Origin of the sequence: Bacillus sp. ISL-47, assembly GCF_018613175.1 — a bacterium.
Taxonomy (GTDB): Bacteria; Bacillota; Bacilli; order Bacillales; family Cytobacillaceae; genus Cytobacillus.
Window position 1 is genome coordinate 41,213 of record NZ_JAGGQS010000032.1, and the last position, 18,109, is coordinate 59,321.

An 18,109-nucleotide genomic window follows, 5' to 3' on the forward strand; every position below is an offset into this window, starting at 1 on the left:
AAAGGGGAGTACAGTTTTGTATCTCCCTTTTCTATTCCAAAATATTGTACCAACCTTCAAGAGAGGTGAAACCTGTAATGATGTCCTATACGATCAAACGAATTTTTTCACTAATACCGGTATTACTTGGACTTTCCCTAATCGTCTTTTTTATGATTCGGGCAATCCCCGGAGACCCGGCACAGATTATTCTGGGACAATTGGCAACAAAAGAGGCTGTGGAGGCATTAACGAAGCAGCTGGGGCTGGATCAGCCATGGTACCTTCAATATTTTACATATCTAGGCGGGCTTTTGACTGGTGACCTTGGAGAGTCAATTAGAACAAAGTCAGAAATTAGCCAGGAAATTTGGCCGTATTTGGCTGCCACTATGGAGCTGACATTTGTAGCGATGTTAATTGCAGTTTTTATAGGTGTAAATGCAGGTATTATCAGTGCCTGGTACCAAAATTCATGGTTTGACTATGTAGCCATGGTGCTTGCACTTATTGGCGTATCCATGCCAATCTTCTGGCTTGGCTTGATGGAGCAATGGGCGTTTGCGATAAAGCTGGATTGGCTGCCAACGTCCGGCAGGGAAGAGGTAAGAAACCCTGTAACGGCCATTACACATATTTATATGATTGATACCCTTCTGCAGGGGAGGATGGATCAATTCTGGGATGTTATCAAGCATTTGATTTTGCCTGCATTTGCATTAGCCACCATACCAATGGCTATAATTGCGAGAATTACGCGCTCGACGATGCTTGAGGTAATGAGATCTGATTTTATCAGAACAGCCAGGGCAAAAGGCTTAAGAATGTTCTGGGTTGTTTATAAACATTCATTAAAAAATGCAATTATTCCGGTTCTAACGATTATCGGCCTGCAAATGGGCTTGTTGCTTGGTGGAGCGATATTAACGGAAACGATTTTCAGCTGGCCTGGAATCGGCCGATATATATATGAAGCCATTAATTACCGGGATTATCCCGTTATTCAATCTGGAATTCTTGTGATTGCTTTTTTCTTTGTCATGATCAATTTAGTGGTGGACTTGCTTTATGCAGCAATAGATCCGCGCATTAAATATAACTAAGGAGGGGGAGAATAGCTTGGAACTTTCAACTCAAAAAGACCTTCAGCCGCCGATTATGCCAGCTGATGAAAAAGTGGTTTCCCCCTGGATGGAAGCATGGAGGAGCTTTAGAAAAAACAAATTGGCTTTGATTGGATCAATCATCGTCTTATTCTTTATTCTTCTGGCTGTTTTTGCACCGCTCATTGCACCGCAGGGGATAAATGAACAAATGCTTTCAAAAAGGCTCCAAGCCCCATCGAGTGAGCATTGGTTTGGAACGGATGACTTTGGAAGGGATATTTTATCGAGGGTTATTTATGGTGCGAGAATCTCTTTATGGGTCGGATTTCTGGCAGTAATGGGATCCATTGTTGTCGGGTGCCTTCTGGGTGTAGTCGCAGGCTACTATGGCAAATGGGTTGATGCAATTATTTCTCGTGTTTTTGATATTATGCTTGCTTTCCCAAGTATTTTGCTGGCGATTGCGATTGTAGCTGTTTTGGGGCCATCATTGCGAAATGCCCTGATTGCGATCGCGGTCATTAATATACCAAACTTCGGAAGGCTTATCCGTTCGCGGGTACTAAGTGTAAAACAGGAAGAGTATATTATGGCTGCAAAAGCGGTTGGAATGAGCAACAGCCGCATTCTCTTCAAGCACGTGCTGCCGAATAGTATGGCGCCGATCATTGTGCAGGGGACCCTTGCTATTGCGACTGCCATTATAGAAGCAGCTGCATTAGGATTCCTTGGACTTGGTGCAGAGGCTCCGAATCCTGAATGGGGTAAAATGCTGGCTGATGCAAAAGCATATCTTGTACAGGCTCCATGGACGATGATTTTCCCAGGTCTGGCGATTATGCTTACTGTTCTCGGTTTTAACTTAATGGGGGACGGACTAAGAGATGCTCTCGATCCGAGAATGAAGAATTAACCTAAAAAAGCAGCTGAGACCCAGCTGCTTTTTCTATGTTCTGCTCCGGTTTTATTGAGCATTCTTTATTATTCAATATTCTCCTGTATTGTAACCTCATTTTCGTCCTTGTGATAAGCCTGAAAACTTGTGATCAGCTTATCGAGATGCTCTACATGCTCATCGTAATCCACAATAGCAGAGATGATTTGCATAGTATGAGGGAGTATTGATTCATCTTCAAGGTTGAGCTCCTTTTGCTGTGATAAAAACAGATTTACGAGTTCTTTTCTGCTTAAGCTGAAATCCCCTTCCTCAAATACAACATTCGGCCGGACTTTCCCAATAAACTTGAGCATTACATGCTCATGGTAATGAATCAAAATATCCAGCTGCTGCTGAACTGCATGCTGAAAGTCTTCAGGCATCTGCTGCAAGTCATTTTCAAAGCGATGCAATTTCTTTAAGGTTTCCAATGAACGCTTTACGGTTGAGATCATCTGTCTGTAAATCACAAGCTTACGTGACTTAACCAAATCATTTCGCTTAAAATAATTCCGTTCTTCCTTGTACATTAAATATAATTGTTCTAGCTTTACATTGCTTTCTTTCATTTTGTCGATATCATTTTTCAGCAGTTTGTGCTCGGATGCATGCCGGATGTTAAGCCGGATCCATTTTGTAATCTCTTCCGTGTTGTTGGAAATTCTGTTGTAAAGCTTGTTTTCGTATTTAGGAGGCAAAAAAACAAGATTAACGATGAATGCAGATAAAACCCCTAGCATGATAGTGGAAAAGCGAATAAGTGCAAACTGCAAAAAGGTGTCTCCTGGTGTTTCCATAATAGCAATCAGGGTTACCAGTGATAAACCAATCGTATTTTCGATTTTCAGCTTCAAATTGATTGTAATAACCATAATAGCTGCAAGCCCGATAATAAAGACATCATTTCCAAATAAAAGCACGAAAATAACGGCAATTAATGCGCCGATGGCATTCCCTTGGATCTGCTCAATAATGGAAAGATAAGATCTGTAAATGGTCGGCTGAACGGCGAAAATAGCCGCAATCCCTGCAAAGATAGGTGAAGGGAGATTAAACACTTCCGATAAAAATAAAGATAAAATAATTGCAATTCCCGTCTTAAGTATGCGGGCGCCAAGCTTCATACAATATATGTCCTTTCCTCCAGAAGAATTTTTCTTCTGGTTGATTAATAGTCTTACCGATAGGTCCTTTTAAAGTACTAATTATAACTACTTTAAACTCTTTTGCTCATTATTAAACAATATTGTACTATACAGGGATATGGAAAGAAGTTCAAGGGGCATTTTAATGAAATTTTATTAAGAAAAAGTAAATAGACGGGTATTTGTATTTGATAGCTTAAATGCACTTTTTGGAGTTATAGGGAGAAATAATGCTGAAAACGGAAAAAAGTAGCCATGAAGGGATCTAAAGCGGTGGAATAGTGCCGCTGGATGGAGTAACCGAGCTATGAAGGGACTTAAAGCGAGGGAATAGTGCCGTTGAATGAAGCATAGGAGAATAGGAGTGAGCTGAAGCCGAGTAAATAATGCCTATGAACGGGGAATACAGCCAAGGTTGGGAAATAAAACATAAATAACCCCGTATATCAATTGTGATTTCGACTAATAAATATAAAAAGAACCGTCCGCAGGCACGGACGGTTCTTCATTATGCTGCTAAACAATCACTCTGTAGAAACAGATGGGTCAGCTTGTTCTTTAACCGGAATGACCTGTACGAAGTGGTCTGCCGGATGATCAAGGAGGGCTGCAAGCTGGGATGCTTCATCAGCCTGGCCTTGATCCTTAAGCATTGCAATGTATTGGCCAAGGAGTTCTCTTACATCTTCTGTTCCTTTTTCTGAAAGAGAAGAGACAGAAACTTTTGCTCCTTTTGCAATTCTGCGCTGGATGGCTTCTTTTGTTAAGCCCATTTCCGGCTGGTGTCTTAAGTATACAACACCGCCGGTCATACCTGCGCAAATCCATGGACCAGGATCACCAAGGACGAGGCCTCTTCCGTTTGTCATATATTCGAAGGCAAAGCCCTTAATATTGGCGTTTGTTCCGATATTGCCGTATTCCTTTTCAGGAAGCGGCTTTTTCAATTGGCCGCCAATAATCATATCTGCACCGGATAATCTGATTCCTGCACGTGCATCAGCATTTCCCTGGGCTACAAGCAAGCCGTGCTGTGCTCCATATCCAAAGCCTTTTCCAACAGAACCGTTATAAAACTTGCCGTTCTTTCCTTTTGCCTTGAAGATTTTGATTTGGCCGCCAAATGACGTCTTACCGATTCCATCCTGCGCTCCTCCAGCAACTTCAATATTAATGCCGAAGCTGTTGTAAGCTCCCAGGCCATTTCCAGGAATAGATCCGCCTTTATATTTTAAGTCAACCGGCGGAAGACCTTTATAGGAACCATCCAAACGGCCTCTTACACGGTGGCAGGAAACACGGCTGCCAAGCACACGCTGCTCGGAAGTTATGCTTTCGAATTCACGTGATTGATGTAATTCTTCAACACTTGCATCTAGATATTCTGCTCCAACAGCAACCTGCAGCTGTGCTTCTTGCAGTGCAGCAGGAGCTTCCTGCGGAGAAAATTGGCCGATTTCAAGTGTTTTTAACAGGTGAGTCAAATTAAGCTGATTTTCACCTTTTGTTTGGACAAGAAGGTCAGAACGTCCAACAGCATCCTGAAGATTTTTTACTCCAATTGACGCTGCAAGTGCTTTAAGCTCTTGGCCAAATGCTGTAAATAGATTCATAATACCTTGAACAGCAAGGTCAAATTGGCGAGGAACGAATCTTCTTAACCCATGCTCTTTTGCCTGTGCTTCAGAATCAATTTGTGTAGCAATCCCCACGTGGCAAGTGTCAAGGTGACAGCCGCGGCAGGTTGTACAGCCAATGGCAAGCATGGATAACGTACCAAAGCCAACTCGATTAGCTCCAAGAAGCATTACTTTTAATACGTCTGCAGCACTCTTGATTCCACCATCAGCCCAAAGTTCTACATTATCGCGTATACCTGCTTCCAATAGGGCATTGTGAGCAGCTTTTACGCCGATTTCAACAGGGAGGCCTACGTGCTGGAGCGCGTGGATCCTGGCAGCACCAGTACCGCCGTCAAAACCGCTTAGTGTGATAATATCTGCACCGGCTTTTGCAATACCAACTGCGATTGTTCCGATGTTCGGTACTACCGGTACCTTAACAGCTACTTTTGCTTTGTCGTTGGCTGTTTTAAGCTCATGAATCATTTGTGCCAAATCTTCAATTGAATAGATATCATGGTTGTTTGAAGGTGAAATCAAATCTGAACCAATTGTTGCATTACGAGCTTCAGCAATTTTTGCTGTAACCTTTGAGCCAGGAAGGTGTCCGCCTTCACCAGGCTTTGCACCTTGCCCGATTTTAATTTCAAGCAAGTTGGATGAATTGAGCAGCTCGGCATTAACACCAAATCGTCCGGATGCCACTTGCTGTCCGCGGGTTTTTGGATACTTTCCGAGCATATCCTTAATTTCCCCGCCTTCACCATTCAGGCTGACCATGTTCAAACGATCTGCACCTTCTGCATAGGCCCTGAAGGCTGTCTCATTCTGAGAACCAAAGGACATGGATGAGATTACGAACGGCAGGTCATGCTCTCCTACATTTAAGCTGATATCCTCCGGCTTTAGGTTTGAGGCTGTCTCTTTAAATCCGGTTAAATGGCGGATTGTCGTAGGATTTTGATCCTCCTGCTCAGAGATTTTTTCTTTGTATGCACTATAGTCGCCTGTTGATGCAACTTCGCCAATAGCTTTCCAGATACGAGGGAAAAGGCTGAACGTCTTTCCAATCCTCTCTTTTTCATTTTGATAATCTTCTGCTCTCGCAAAAGCATCTTCTTTCATTGCGTCGAAATTAAATGCAAGATCCTTTGAACCGAAGAAGTTTACGATATTTAGATACTCGGCCAAGTCTTCATGCAGACCGATTGCAGAGAACAGCCGGCCATAGCCTCTTAACTCATGGATGCCGATCGTTGAGATAACCTTTTCAAGACCCTTAGTAAGGGCTGAATATAAATTGGTTAATGGCGTTACAGAATCGCCAAGCACTGTCATAAACATATAGTAAGGGCTGATCAAATCTGCACCTAAGCCAAATGCAGTGATGATATCATGCAAAGACCTGATGGAAGCAGAGCGCACCAAAAGGGAACATTCACGGCGTAAGGCTTCTTTTACTAGGGCCTGGTCAATAGCAGACACGGCTAAATGCGGATCAATCCAATAAGCATCCTCCTGGTGTGCGTTTGCATCGTCGAGGACAAGCAGGGTTTTTCCGCTGTGTACAGCTTCAACTGCTTCTGCTGATAATCGGTCCAAAGCTTCTTTTACGGTTTCATCTTTCTTAAATGTGGTAGACAGATAAGAAATAAGCTTTTGTTCCTGATAGAAGCTGGTGACCTGATCGTAGCTTGGCTGTTTTAGAGATTCGGAACATTCAAAACCTGCTTTTCCTTCTATTAAAATAGGAGTCTGTAATTCAATTACAGCACCAGGCTGTTGTTTTTCGAATAATGACGGACGCTTTCCTATAATGGTGCGTGTAGAGAAATGCTCGGTTTCACGGTCCCGGTCAATGGCAGGGTTTGTAACGACTGCAACGCTTTCCTTAATAAAATCTGCAATATTTTTGCGCTGCGGATTTAGTGCAGCCAAAGGAGAGTCGTGTCCGAGTGAACGGATTGGCTCTGCTCCTTTTTCAGCCATTTGTTCGACAAGCTGGACATGGTCTCTTTCCCAGCCGAACGCTTTATATTGTCCATTATGGACTTTATCCGGATAATTTACGGAAATTGTTTTTTCTAACTTTGGCTCCTGCAGGCGAATACGGAAGTTATCAGCACTAACGCGCACTGAGAATCTTTCGAAAACTTCAGCCTGATAATCGCTGTGTTCATAAACAGCAAGAGTATCGCCATCCCATTTAAGTCCGACTTTTTCACCAGGTGAAAGCGGCTTAGGTTCGTTGACATATTCACTTGATGGAATAATTCCTGGCTCAGATGAGAACAGATAAGAGCTTCCTGTTTCAAGCATCCACAGCGGACGAAGGCCCAAAGCATCTACGCTAAACACAGCTTCGTCAGCAAAGCGGGAGATAATTCCTGCCGGTCCTTGAGCAAAATGGCCCCATGCTTCACGAATATATGAATACATATCCTGAAGGTGTTCTGGGTAAGACTTGATTTCATTCACGATTGGCGGGAACATAACATCCATCGCTTCAAATAGTGAAAAACCATCACGGCAAATAAATGTTTCAAGCGTTCTGCTTAAATCCTGGGAATCACTTCCGTCTTTTACAAGCGGAACGCCAACCATTTTCGCTTCATCTCTTAGCTTTGCAATCGTGTTGATCTCGCCGTTGTGGCCAAGGATGCTGAATGGCTGCACGCGAAAGAAGCTTGATAATGTATTAGTTGAATAGCGGTTATGTCCAAGTGTCATGGTTGAAGCAACAAGCGGGCTTGCTAAATCATGATAATATTTAGGCAAAATATCTCCAGCGCCCATTACCTTATAAACGGCATGATGCTGGCTTAGTGAAGCGACATGCACATGCTCATTTTCTTCAAAATCAACAATCAATTCAAAAAGCTTTTTGGAAAGCTCTCCCCCGGTTTGTTCTGATAAACAGGCAAACTGCCAAAATACAGGATTTTCCTGAATGGCAATTGGACCAAGGGCAGAGGATTCGGTTACCTCTTCAGATTCAAAGATGACTTCAAGCTGAGAATCGGCAAGCTTTTGCATTAAATGCTTTTTAAAAGATTCAGTGTCCTTGCTTCTGGACATAAATACATGTCCAACGACAAACCCCTCACTGGTTGCAGCTGCGGGATCGGCTCCTGCTTCCTTTAACTTTTCTTTCCAAAGCGCCCTCGGGATATCAATATGAATGCCAACACCGTCTCCTTCTCCGTTAATAAAGCCGGCACGGTGATTCATGGTGACAAGGGCATTGATACAGCTGAAAATATTCTCCTGTGTAGGTACTTTCTTTTTTTCCATAGCAGAAACGATGCCGCACGCATCATGTTCCTGACGGTTAAACTCTTTAAAAAGTGAAGGACTCCATTGTTGTAATGTCATAGTATTCGGCTGAAAATAAGGCTTTGCCTTAAAGCCGTTCACCTCCTGATTAGTAATCTATTAAAAATTAGTTGTTTACGGGTTTTAAATGAGGTTGTTCAAAAAGTCATGCTTTTGAAAGGATAAATGCATAAGCATTTATTAAATGAATAGTTTGATTATTCGGGAAAGGTTTTTGCCTTTATACCCATCTTTTTGCTGGCGTACTCCGCACTTACAGAAAAGATTTCTCCTATCATATCATATGAATTTTCAGAAATCAATTATTTATACAAAAAGTTGGATAGAGTTTAGGGGGACAAAACGAATGGTGTATAAAAAAACACTAATATTGTAAACGTTTTCATAGTTGTTAATAAAGAAAACGGGAACTTTAATGTTCCCGCTAATGTATAAAATAGTGAATATTTATTCGGCGCTTAATTGCTGAAATGCATTTTGGACTGCGTGGATAGTTGCGTTAATATCTTCCTCTGTATGGGCGATCGTTACAAACCACGCCTCATATTTAGAAGGTGCCAGGTTGATTCCCTGATTGAGCATTAACTTAAAAAACTTTGCAAACATCTCGCCATCCGTGTTTTCTGCCTGCTCATAATTTACAACTTTTTCCTCTGTGAAGTAAATGGTGAGAGCGCCTTTTAAGCGGTTAATGGTGATCGGGATGTTACATTCTGCTGCAGCGGCGCTAATGCCTTCTTCAAGCTTTTCGCCAAGGCGGTCCAAATACTCATAGACACCCGGCTGTTTAAGTACTTCAAGGCAGGCGATGCCGGACAGAATGGAAGCAGGGTTGCCTGCCATAGTCCCGGCTTGATAGGCAGGTCCGAGTGGAGCAACGGTTTCCATGATTTCCTTTTTGCCCCCATAAGCACCTATAGGCAGGCCTCCGCCAATGATTTTACCCATAGCAGTTAAATCTGGTTTAACGCCCAGCAAATCCTGTGCTCCGCCATACATGAACCGAAAAGCCGTAATAACTTCATCGTAGATAACTAGTGCTCCTGCTGCATGGGTTAATTCATTTACCTGTTCCAAAAATCCCGGTTTAGGTTCTACAATCCCAAAATTGCCGACAATTGGTTCAACGAGAACAGCTGCAATCTGGTCTCCCCACTTTTCCAAAGCTTCCTTATAGGGCTCTATTTCATTAAAAGGAACCGTTATAACTTCCTGGGCGATGCTCTTTGGTACTCCGGCAGAGTCGGGAGTGCCCAATGTTGAAGGGCCGGATCCTGCTGCAACAAGTACAAGGTCTGAATGTCCATGGTAGCAGCCAGCGAACTTAATGATTTTGTCTCTCCCTGTGTAGGCCCGTGCTACACGGATGGTTGTCATAACTGCTTCTGTTCCTGAGTTTACAAAACGGACTTTATCCAAATTAGGCATTGCTTCTTTAAGCATTTCCGCAAATTTCACTTCATGTGGGGTTGGAGTACCGTATAACACTCCGCGCTCTGCGGCAGTTTTAATCGCCTCAGTAATATGAGGGTGGGCATGGCCGGTAATAATTGGTCCATATGCGGCTAAATAATCAATATACTGGTTGCCGTCAACATCCCAAAAATATGCGCCCTGTGCCCTTTCCATCGCGACCGGGGAACCTCCGCCAACTGCTTTATAAGAGCGGGAAGGGCTGTTGACTCCCCCGACAATATGTTCTAGAGCTTGTTTATGTAATCGTTCAGAATTAGTAAATTGCATTATTTTCCTCCTGACATGAATCAAATATGGTGCAGCTATTATTTTAACATGATTGAAAGGCAATTAGTCCAATCTAAAAGGGGAGGCAGAGTATTCTGTATCTTAATGAAGCGATCCAGATGAACCCAATGTGTTACACGACCTATAGATTTCTACATAAAGATCAGGTGCATTCTATTTGTGTTGCAGTGTGTGTTTGTCTAAACTATTTCATTAGGGCATTAATTGGCAGGAGGAGTAATCATGAAAGATGCAATAACAGTCCGGAACTTAAAGAAAGAGTTTAAGGCCTATTCAAGCCGCTCCGGATTAAAAGGCGCTTTTCGGGACCTTTTAACAAGAAACTACAAGATTGTACCAGCTGTTAACGACATCAGCTTTAATGTGAAGCAAGGAGAAATGGTCGGCTATATTGGTGAAAATGGAGCAGGCAAGTCAACGACCATTAAGATGCTGACTGGAATTTTAACCCCAACCAGCGGTGAAGTCATTGTAAATGGTATGAACCCGCATAAAGACCGTGAAAAGTTCGTTAGCACTATTGGTGTGGTTTTTGGACAAAGATCGCAGCTGTGGTGGGACATTGCTGTTCAGGAGTCTTTCAGGCTGCTGAAGAAGGTGTACAAAGTATCTGATGAACAATATGAAAGCCATATGGCACATGTCATCAAAACATTGGATATTGAGCCACTGCTGGATAAGCCGGTCCGGAAGCTTTCCCTTGGGCAAAGAATGAGATGCGAACTTGCTGCCGCATTAATCCATAACCCGCCGCTTCTGTTTCTGGATGAACCTACCATTGGGCTTGATGTGCTGGTTAAACTACGAATCAGGGAGTTCCTTAAAGAGATTAATGAAAAGTATAATACAACCATTCTGCTGACCACACATGATTTAACAGATATCGAGGCCCTGTGTGAACGGGTGGTTATGCTTGATGATGGTAAAATCATTTACGATGGTGCATTAAAAAGCCTGAAGGAAAAATGGGGAGAAGGAAAAGAAATTGAATTCCAATTTCTCGAAGAAGTCGAACTGGCTAATTTAAATAAAATAACCGCATCGTCTGAAGTGAAATGGGAGAAGGATGAGAAGAAGGCTATTTTTACGGCAGTGGTGGAAGATGATGATGAGCTCATATCACTCTTAATTGCAAAGGTGGTTGCCGCTTTAAAAATAAAAGATATCAATATTAAAGAAACTTCTACTGAGGAAATCATCCGAAATATTTATGACAGGGGGATATCGTAATGGAATGGTTCCGTCCGCTCCATAACTGGGGGTGTGTTCATGGATAAATATCTTGAAATGATCCGGATCCGTTTCCTGATGATGCTTGCTTACAGAACTAATTATTATACAGGTATTTTGATTTACAGCATTAATATCGGGGCCTATTATTTTTTATGGTCGGCAATATATGGCGAAAAGGATGCGATTGAAGGTATGTCTGTTATCCAAATGTCTACGTATGTAGCAGTAGCGTGGATGGCAAGGGCTTTTTACTTTAATAATATTGACCGTGAAATGGCTGCGGAAATTAAAGAAGGGAAGGTAGCGGTAGAACTGATACGCCCGTACAATTACCTTGGCATGAAAACAATGCAGGGACTTGGCGAGGGGATATTCCGCCTGTTCTTCTTCTCGGTTCCGGGTATGGTGATTGTTTCGTTCATTTTCCCGCTCCAGTTTTCTGCAGATTTATCCACTTGGCTCTTTTTTGCGATATCGATTTTATTAAGTTTCTTTATTAATACGCAAATTAATTTGCTGACAGGTATTACCACTTTCTTCCTATTTAATAATACGGGTCTTATACGGGCGAAAAGAGTTGTAATTGATCTCTTTTCAGGCCTTCTTATTCCCATCAGCTTTTTTCCGATATGGGCTCAGGATTTATTGAAGTATCTTCCCTTTCAGGGAATCAGTTATGTACCAAGTATGATCTTTACAAATAGCTTTTCAAATAATGAAGCCATTCAAGCAATTATTCTTCAGGGTGTATGGGTGATTATTCTGGTAATCCCCATTCAGATTTTATGGGTGATTGCGAAAAAACAGCTTATTATTCAGGGAGGGTGACGGATGTTTTATTTGAAAATTTTCTTCCAATATGTCGCCCAATATATGAAAACGAGGATGCAGTACCGAGCAGATTTATTTGTGGAGATAATCTCAGACCTATTATTTCAGGCAGTCAATTTAATTCTTATATTGGTCGTTTTCGGCCATACGAATCTTCTTGGAGGCTGGACGAGGGATGAGATTATTTTCATTTACGGATTTTTCCTTGTCCCATATGCTCTGTTTTCTTCTTTCTTTAATATCTGGGATTTTAACGAAAGGTATATTGTCAAAGGTGAGCTTGATAGGATTTTGACCCGTCCGATCCATAGCCTGTTTCAAATTGTTTTGGAACGGATGGAGCTTGAATCCCTTTTCGGAGCCGTTACAGGAATCGCTGTAATGGTTTATGCGGGAAACAGTCTTGGCCTGGAGCTATCCTGGGCAGATCCTGTCTTATTCCTTCTTTTTGTATTAAGAGGAATGCTCGTGTATGGCGGTATTTTCATCATGATTGCGTGCATTAGTTTTTGGGCTGATGCCCGTACTTCGATCATGCCGATGATGTACAACATTGGAAATTATGGCAGGTATCCAGTAGATATTTATAATAGTGTTATTCGCTTTGTATTAACTTGGGTGCTGCCATTCGCCTTTGTCGGTGTTTATCCTGCCGCTTACTTTTTGGGGAAGGAAGAGTGGTTTCTCTACTCATTCTTAACTCCGGTAATCGGAATCGTATTCTTTGGAATCTCAATTCTGATTTGGAATTCAGGTGTAAAACGGTATAGAGGAGCAGGTAATTGAAATCGGAGCTGGGGTATATCCCTGGCTTTTTTTGTGTATGTAAAACTTTCCTCTTCGATAATAGTCTAGCTGCAGCGCAATCGCTTTTCTTGTGTGCAGACAGGCAGTCATACAGTATGCTTTAGAAGCGTATAAATAAGTTAGTTGAAGCCATTTCGAAATGAGGTTGCATTATGGCATTTTATTTGTCGTTAATTCTGATTGTTTTATGCATGATTATGAGTCTGCAAACTCTTTTTTCATCCACGAAGATAAAAGGCAGATGGGTCTCTATGGAGAATTTCCTTTATCTGATTAGTTTGTATGCTACAATCATGATTGGTTTCGGACTAATTTACATTTTGCTTGATTTGCATGGACTTGTTGTTTTAATAGATGGTACAAACTATATAGAAGCAGGATTCCTGGAACGGCTTGAGACGGGCTTTTACTTTAGTGCAGTAACTCTATTTTCTGTTGGATATGGAGATATTAGCCCGATTGGGATTGGCAGGATGATTGCTGTTTTGGAAGCTCTGATTGGCTACGTCATACCTGCAGCCTTTGTGGCGAGAGTTGTTTTTGATGTGGAAAAGCAGACATAACTGCCTGCCTAATGGTTGTTTTTAAGTGAAAAGTTGGATAGGCTTAAAGAAAGAAAAACTTATCCAACGGGAGTGATAAAGTATGGCAGTTGCAATTGGAGACCTTGCTCCGGACTTTGAGCTGGAGGCCAGCAATGGTAAAAAGATAAAGCTTTCAGATTACCGCGGTAAAAATGTGGTTCTATATTTTTACCCGAAAGACATGACGCCAGGCTGTACAACACAGGCATGTGATTTCAGGGACCAGCATGAAAACTTTGCGGGCGTGAATGCAGTTATATTAGGTGTAAGCCCCGATCCGCTTACAAGACATGAAAAATTCATCGAAAAACACGGCTTGCCATTTTTGCTGCTTGCTGATGAAGATCATAAAACCGCAGAAGCATATGATGTATGGAAGCTGAAGAAGAATTTTGGGAAAGAATATATGGGAATTGAACGTTCCACTTTTATTATTGATCAGGAAGGCAAACCCGTTAAAGAGTGGCGGAAAGTGAAAGTAAAAGGGCATGTAGAAGAAGCTCTTGAATATATTAAAGAATACCTGGCGTAGGGCTAATGCAAAGAAGATAAATATGCAAATGGGTGGCCTATTTTCAGGGGACCAAGGCTTTTGTCCATTCCTAAAAACAAGTTTTGCATATCATTTTATTAGGGCATACCTCCTCAGATACTTTTTTCGAAGCGGACCTTATCTGGTCCGTTTTTTTTATTAAAGGCTGTTTTCCAAAAGATTGCTGTTTTTAAATAGATCTGTGAATAAAAACATTGATAAATAAGGTTGGTTGAATGGAGCGTAAGGTGCGAGATCCTTGAAAATGCATTCGCATTTCTTTCGTGCGGTGATGGTTCGAGGGTGTTTATTCAAGTCCACTCCGCTCTTCGCTGATTATCAAGGAGTGTAATCAATCTCTCCTGTCTACATTGTTTAAAAAGCAAAAAAGTTTGCAAAAACAAGCAATGTATAGTTTATACAATTCAGACATCGGTGATATGATGATAAAAAAACAGTATTGAAGTGACTTTATGAAGATTGTTTCTTCCATTTTGCCTCCGGAAAACCTTCGTGAAGAAGTACAAAAGGAATTTCTGCAAGCGGATTTTAAGTTTTTTAGAGGAATTAAATCTGCCGGGGAATCTTTATATGATGCAGAGATATTGATTACATATGGAGAAGATTTAACGGAGGACCATATACATAAATCGAAGAGGTTAAAATGGAACACGGTGATGTCCGCCGGAATGGATGAAATGCCTTTTAAAGCTTGCAAGCAAAAAGGAATCCTTTTAAGAAACGAGCCGCTTCCAAAGGGTCATCCTTTCTGGAAAATGGAGAATGTAACTGTCATGCCTCAACTCTCAAGCGTTACTAAAATACCGCGATCTTTTGAAATTTTTAAGCATAACCTTCATACATATATAAAAAATAACAAAGATTACATTAATGTGATTGACCTAGAAAGAGGGTATTAAGGTGAAAATTTATACAAAAACTGGAGACAAGGGAACCACTTCTTTAATATACGGGCAGAGAGTCAATAAAGATGATATTCGTGTAGAGGCTTACGGTACTTGTGATGAAGCTAACTCCATGATTGGGATGGCATTAAGCCACTTAACAGCCGAATTTTTTACAGATAAAGAAATGATAGAAAAAGTTTTTCACAAAGTACAGACTGACTTGTTTCACGCTGGGACAGAGCTGGCAACGCCCAAAGGCAGGGAAGTTAAATGGGTTATATCAGAAGAGGATATCGATTTCATGGAAAAGCAAATCGATGAATGGGAAGCAGAACTTGCTGCCCTAACTAACTTTATTCTTCCAGGCGGTCATCCATCTGGAGCTGCCTTCCATGTGGCAAGAACAATTGTAAGGAGGGCTGAGCGGTGTGCGGTCTCCCTGGGGGAAGATGTAAACCCGCTGGTTCTGGCCTATTTAAATCGTTTATCAGATTTGCTGTTTGTCTCAGCTCGCTTTGTAAATCATCACTTAGGATCCAGTGAACATACATTGCATGCTGATAAAAGCTGACTTCCCTCTATTAAGGTGTTTGTAATATTGACAAATGTGGTAAAAAATTAGTACACTATTTATAAAGATTATAAAGTAATAATATTTGTTGGAAAAGAGGTGCATGGCGGTGGCGCAAATGGAATTAAAAGAGGCGCTGGATACTTTGAAAGAGACAGGAGTCCGTATCACTCCGCAGCGTCATGCAATACTTGAATTTTTAATAAACTCCATGTCACACCCGACTGCAGACGATATATACAAAGCATTAGAAGGTAAATTCCCTAATATGAGTGTGGCTACAGTTTACAATAATTTACGAGTATTCCGTGAGGTTGGCCTGGTAAAGGAACTGACATACGGAGACGCATCGAGCCGCTTCGATTTTGTAACTACTCACCATTACCATGTCATTTGTGAGAGCTGCGGCAAGATTGTAGACTTCCACTATCCTGGTCTTGATGAAGTAGAACATCTTGCTTCACATGTAACAGGTTTTAAAATCAGCCATCATAGAATGGAGATCTATGGAACCTGCCCTGAATGTGCAAGCAAAGAAGCTCACTAACCAAATAGTACAAAGCTGCCGGCTGGATGCTGACAGCTTTTTCTTTTCTCTTAGGATCTGTTAAAGCTTATGTTGTTTTTAGCACCCTGTTGATTAGAGCGGAAGGCACGAGCTCCTCGAAAATTCATTCGCATTTTCTTTGTGCGGTGTTTTATTCGAAGATACTTATTCAACGTCCTCCGGGAGTGCGAAAATTTATAATAAAAAAAAACCGGCCATTAGCTGGCCGGCCATTTTGAATATGAAGCGGTTTAGTTATTAGCTCTGCTTCGTATTTTTTTTGTTGTATTTTTCATTAAATTCAACGCCCTCAAGTTTTGGATCAAGCGTTAAGGGCTCCTTGCAATACATGCACATATCAACACGGCCCAGCATTTTCGTATGCCTGCCGCAATTCGGGCAAACCACCTGTACGGTTTTAGTTGAAAGCATGCCGATCCAAAAATATACACCGGTGCTTGCGAGGATAAATAGCATTCCTAGCAGCATAAATATTGTCATGAGAAGAGGGGAATTTCTAAAGAAGATTCCAACGTACATAACGATAAATCCGATAAAAATTAAACTAAGGGCAAATGAACGAATTTTATTAATTTTACTCGAGTACTTAGCCATCCTGTTCCCTCCTAAAAGCTAACTATACCATAACCTCTTTACCTAAATAAATATTAATATAGAATGGTGTCGAAAAATGTCTCACATTTAGGAAGGATTTCATTTATAATTGTCGAAGATATATGCTATCAATAAACTGGAGGAATTATGATGGAAGATATTCTCCGTCCTATTTACCAAGAACGGGCAAGCCAGACAAATACGCTCGGAGTGATCATGACCGAGAAGATTCAAAAAGCAATTCCTGCAACAGATACCTTTGATGCTGTGCTTCTGATTCTTGTAAGAGAAGCAGATGAACCTGTGTTTGTTAAGCATTACACATATAAGAATAAAAAAGCAGCTCTTCATATAGTGACAGATAAGCAGTTGCGTGAGTGGATACTGTTAGGTTCAAACCGCAAGATATTTGATTGGCTTTATAATGGAAAAGTTCTTTTTGATCGAAATGAATATATTCATAATTTGAAGGTGGAATTAAGGGAATTTCCTTTCTATGGGCGTAAATTAAAGATGGGGCTCGAGTTTGCAAAGCTGATCCGCAGGTACATGGATGGCAAAGCATTTTTTGAGAACCGCCATTATTTTGATGCTTATAACCATATTGTTCATTCCCTCCATCACCTGGCAAGGCTTGCAGTGATCGAAAATGGATTTCATCCCGAGGTAACGGTTTGGAGTCAAGTTAAACAAATTGAGCCGGAAATTATGAAGTTATATGAAGAGCTTGTTAATAGCCAGGAGCCACTGGAAAAAAGACTGGAACTGTTATTTTTGGCCAGTGAGTTTTTGATTCATTCAAGGACAAAACAAGGAATTAGCCATCTTGCTGATATTCTTGGTGAAAAAGAAGAATGGTCTATCCATGACATTATGAACCATGAAGAACTTCATCTATATTCAGTTGACTTAAGTATGCTTCTTGAATACCTGATAGATAAACATATTATAGAAGTAGTGAATATAGATACGAAGGGTCAAGGGGTTTATCATAGGTATTATAAACTCGGGAAAAAATTATCGTAAAAAAACATTAAAAGCTATTGACCTTTATTTAAATCCTTGTTATATTTATATCCGTCGCTGAGATATGAACAAAAAACATTTTCACAGCTGACGGATTTATTTTTAAAAAGTGTTGACAGTTGAATTCAACGCATGTTATATTAATAAAGTCGCTTCTGAGCGACAAGGCAAAATATAACAAAGAGAAATTGATCTTTGAAAACTGAACGAACAAAAACGTCAACGTTAATTCTTTAGTCTTTTTTAAAAAGACAACAGCGGATCGTCGATTAAGAACGCCACGTCCTGTGGCAACATCGACGTCAACACATCCGTGTGTAAGTGAGCTTAATCAACTCTTATATGGAGAGTTTGATCCTGGCTCAGGACGAACGCTGGCGGCGTGCCTAATACATGCAAGTCGAGCGGACGGATGGGAGCTTGCTCCCTGAAGTCAGCGGCGGACGGGTGAGTAACACGTGGGCAACCTGCCTGTAAGACTGGGATAACTTCGGGAAACCGGAGCTAATACCGGATAATTCTTTCCCTCACATGAGGGGAAGCTGAAAGATGGTTTCGGCTATCAC

15 protein-coding genes and 1 rRNA gene are annotated in these 18,109 nt (G+C 41.3%); 12 read left to right on the forward strand and 4 right to left on the reverse strand.

Going from position 1 to position 18,109, the window contains the following annotated elements; translation table 11 throughout:
* Positions 1-77: 77 nt before the first annotated feature.
* Positions 78-1,082 carry an ABC transporter permease gene (locus J7I93_RS11680; RefSeq protein ID WP_214726030.1) on the forward strand — a complete coding sequence of 335 codons (1,005 nt, stop codon included), beginning with the start codon at positions 78-80 and terminating at the stop codon, positions 1,080-1,082.
* 55 nt (positions 1,083-1,137) lie between these two features.
* A complete protein-coding gene (gene nikC / locus J7I93_RS11685) occupies positions 1,138-1,998 on the forward strand; it encodes a nickel transporter permease (protein WP_214726046.1) in 861 nt (286 codons plus the stop codon).
* 68 nt (positions 1,999-2,066) lie between these two features.
* On the opposite strand, the gene J7I93_RS11690 is transcribed toward nikC, so the two are convergent.
* The 3 genes from J7I93_RS11690 to J7I93_RS11700 all read right to left on the reverse strand — a co-directional run bounded on the left by J7I93_RS11690 (position 2,067) and on the right by J7I93_RS11700 (position 9,868).
* Entirely contained in the window at positions 2,067-3,146 is a 1,080-nt protein-coding gene (locus tag J7I93_RS11690) for an FUSC family protein (protein WP_214726031.1), read from the reverse strand.
* Positions 3,147-3,691: 545 nt separating this feature from the next.
* Positions 3,692-8,164 (reverse strand): glutamate synthase-related protein, encoded by a 4,473-nt coding sequence (locus J7I93_RS11695; RefSeq protein WP_214726032.1) that lies wholly within the window; start codon positions 8,162-8,164, stop codon positions 3,692-3,694.
* A 408-nt stretch (positions 8,165-8,572) separates the two neighbouring features.
* Positions 8,573-9,868 (reverse strand): glutamate-1-semialdehyde 2,1-aminomutase, encoded by a 1,296-nt coding sequence (locus tag J7I93_RS11700; RefSeq protein WP_214726033.1) that lies wholly within the window; start codon positions 9,866-9,868, stop codon positions 8,573-8,575.
* A 243-nt stretch (positions 9,869-10,111) separates the two neighbouring features.
* On the opposite strand from J7I93_RS11700, the gene J7I93_RS11705 reads away from it, so the two are divergent.
* The 8 genes from J7I93_RS11705 (at position 10,112) to perR (ending at position 15,902) form a co-directional block, all read left to right on the forward strand.
* Positions 10,112-11,119, forward strand: coding sequence for an ABC transporter ATP-binding protein (locus J7I93_RS11705; RefSeq protein ID WP_214726034.1), 1,008 nt, complete (start codon positions 10,112-10,114; stop codon positions 11,117-11,119).
* Between the two features lie 39 nt (positions 11,120-11,158).
* A complete protein-coding gene (locus J7I93_RS11710) occupies positions 11,159-11,950 on the forward strand; it encodes an ABC transporter permease (protein WP_214726035.1) in 792 nt (263 codons plus the stop codon).
* A gap of 3 nt (positions 11,951-11,953) precedes the next feature.
* Positions 11,954-12,739 (forward strand): ABC transporter permease, encoded by a 786-nt coding sequence (locus J7I93_RS11715; RefSeq protein ID WP_214726036.1) that lies wholly within the window; start codon positions 11,954-11,956, stop codon positions 12,737-12,739.
* A gap of 173 nt (positions 12,740-12,912) precedes the next feature.
* Positions 12,913-13,323, forward strand: coding sequence for a potassium channel family protein (locus J7I93_RS11720; RefSeq protein WP_214726037.1), 411 nt, complete (start codon positions 12,913-12,915; stop codon positions 13,321-13,323).
* Between the two features lie 82 nt (positions 13,324-13,405).
* Positions 13,406-13,876: a thioredoxin-dependent thiol peroxidase gene (gene bcp / locus J7I93_RS11725; protein ID WP_214726038.1), complete on the forward strand. Its 471-nt coding sequence runs from the start codon at positions 13,406-13,408 to the stop codon at positions 13,874-13,876.
* Positions 13,877-14,349: 473 nt separating this feature from the next.
* Positions 14,350-14,796 carry a Rossmann-fold NAD(P)-binding domain-containing protein gene (locus J7I93_RS11730; protein ID WP_214726039.1) on the forward strand — a complete coding sequence of 149 codons (447 nt, stop codon included), beginning with the start codon at positions 14,350-14,352 and terminating at the stop codon, positions 14,794-14,796.
* Position 14,797: 1 nt separating this feature from the next.
* The gene (locus tag J7I93_RS11735) at positions 14,798-15,355 is read left to right on the forward strand and encodes a cob(I)yrinic acid a,c-diamide adenosyltransferase (protein WP_214726040.1); all 558 of its coding nucleotides are present in this window, start codon (positions 14,798-14,800) and stop codon (positions 15,353-15,355) included.
* A gap of 109 nt (positions 15,356-15,464) precedes the next feature.
* Positions 15,465-15,902, forward strand: coding sequence for a peroxide-responsive transcriptional repressor PerR (perR, locus tag J7I93_RS11740; RefSeq protein WP_214726041.1), 438 nt, complete (start codon positions 15,465-15,467; stop codon positions 15,900-15,902).
* A gap of 258 nt (positions 15,903-16,160) precedes the next feature.
* On the opposite strand, the gene J7I93_RS11745 is transcribed toward perR, so the two are convergent.
* The gene (locus J7I93_RS11745) at positions 16,161-16,517 is read right to left on the reverse strand and encodes a YgzB family protein (protein ID WP_214726042.1); all 357 of its coding nucleotides are present in this window, start codon (positions 16,515-16,517) and stop codon (positions 16,161-16,163) included.
* A 150-nt stretch (positions 16,518-16,667) separates the two neighbouring features.
* Here J7I93_RS11745 and J7I93_RS11750 point away from each other — a divergent pair, with 150 nt between their 5' ends.
* Together J7I93_RS11750 and J7I93_RS11755 are read left to right on the forward strand one after the other, a co-directional pair.
* Entirely contained in the window at positions 16,668-17,543 is an 876-nt protein-coding gene (locus J7I93_RS11750; protein ID WP_214726048.1) for a nucleotidyltransferase-like protein, read from the forward strand.
* A gap of 339 nt (positions 17,544-17,882) precedes the next feature.
* A 16S ribosomal RNA gene (locus J7I93_RS11755) occupies positions 17,883-18,109 on the forward strand; the annotation flags it as partial.

Bases quoted from the DNA above. Each gene is read 5' to 3' on its own strand.
- J7I93_RS11710 (WP_214726035.1), top strand. From the start codon at position 11,159: ATGGATAAATATCTTGAAATGATCCGGATCCGTTTCCTGATGATGCTT.
- J7I93_RS11705 (WP_214726034.1), top strand. From the start codon at position 10,112: ATGAAAGATGCAATAACAGTCCGGAACTTAAAGAAAGAGTTTAAGGCC.
- J7I93_RS11715 (WP_214726036.1), top strand. From the start codon at position 11,954: ATGTTTTATTTGAAAATTTTCTTCCAATATGTCGCCCAATATATGAAA.
- bcp (WP_214726038.1), top strand. From the start codon at position 13,406: ATGGCAGTTGCAATTGGAGACCTTGCTCCGGACTTTGAGCTGGAGGCC.
- J7I93_RS11745 (WP_214726042.1), bottom strand. From the start codon at position 16,517: ATGGCTAAGTACTCGAGTAAAATTAATAAAATTCGTTCATTTGCCCTT.
- J7I93_RS11680 (WP_214726030.1), top strand. From the start codon at position 78: ATGATGTCCTATACGATCAAACGAATTTTTTCACTAATACCGGTATTA.
- J7I93_RS11695 (WP_214726032.1), bottom strand. From the start codon at position 8,164: ATGACATTACAACAATGGAGTCCTTCACTTTTTAAAGAGTTTAACCGT.
- J7I93_RS11720 (WP_214726037.1), top strand. From the start codon at position 12,913: ATGGCATTTTATTTGTCGTTAATTCTGATTGTTTTATGCATGATTATG.
- J7I93_RS11730 (WP_214726039.1), top strand. From the start codon at position 14,350: ATGAAGATTGTTTCTTCCATTTTGCCTCCGGAAAACCTTCGTGAAGAA.
- J7I93_RS11690 (WP_214726031.1), bottom strand. From the start codon at position 3,146: ATGAAGCTTGGCGCCCGCATACTTAAGACGGGAATTGCAATTATTTTA.
- nikC (WP_214726046.1), top strand. From the start codon at position 1,138: ATGCCAGCTGATGAAAAAGTGGTTTCCCCCTGGATGGAAGCATGGAGG.
- J7I93_RS11700 (WP_214726033.1), bottom strand. From the start codon at position 9,868: ATGCAATTTACTAATTCTGAACGATTACATAAACAAGCTCTAGAACAT.
- J7I93_RS11750 (WP_214726048.1), top strand. From the start codon at position 16,668: ATGGAAGATATTCTCCGTCCTATTTACCAAGAACGGGCAAGCCAGACA.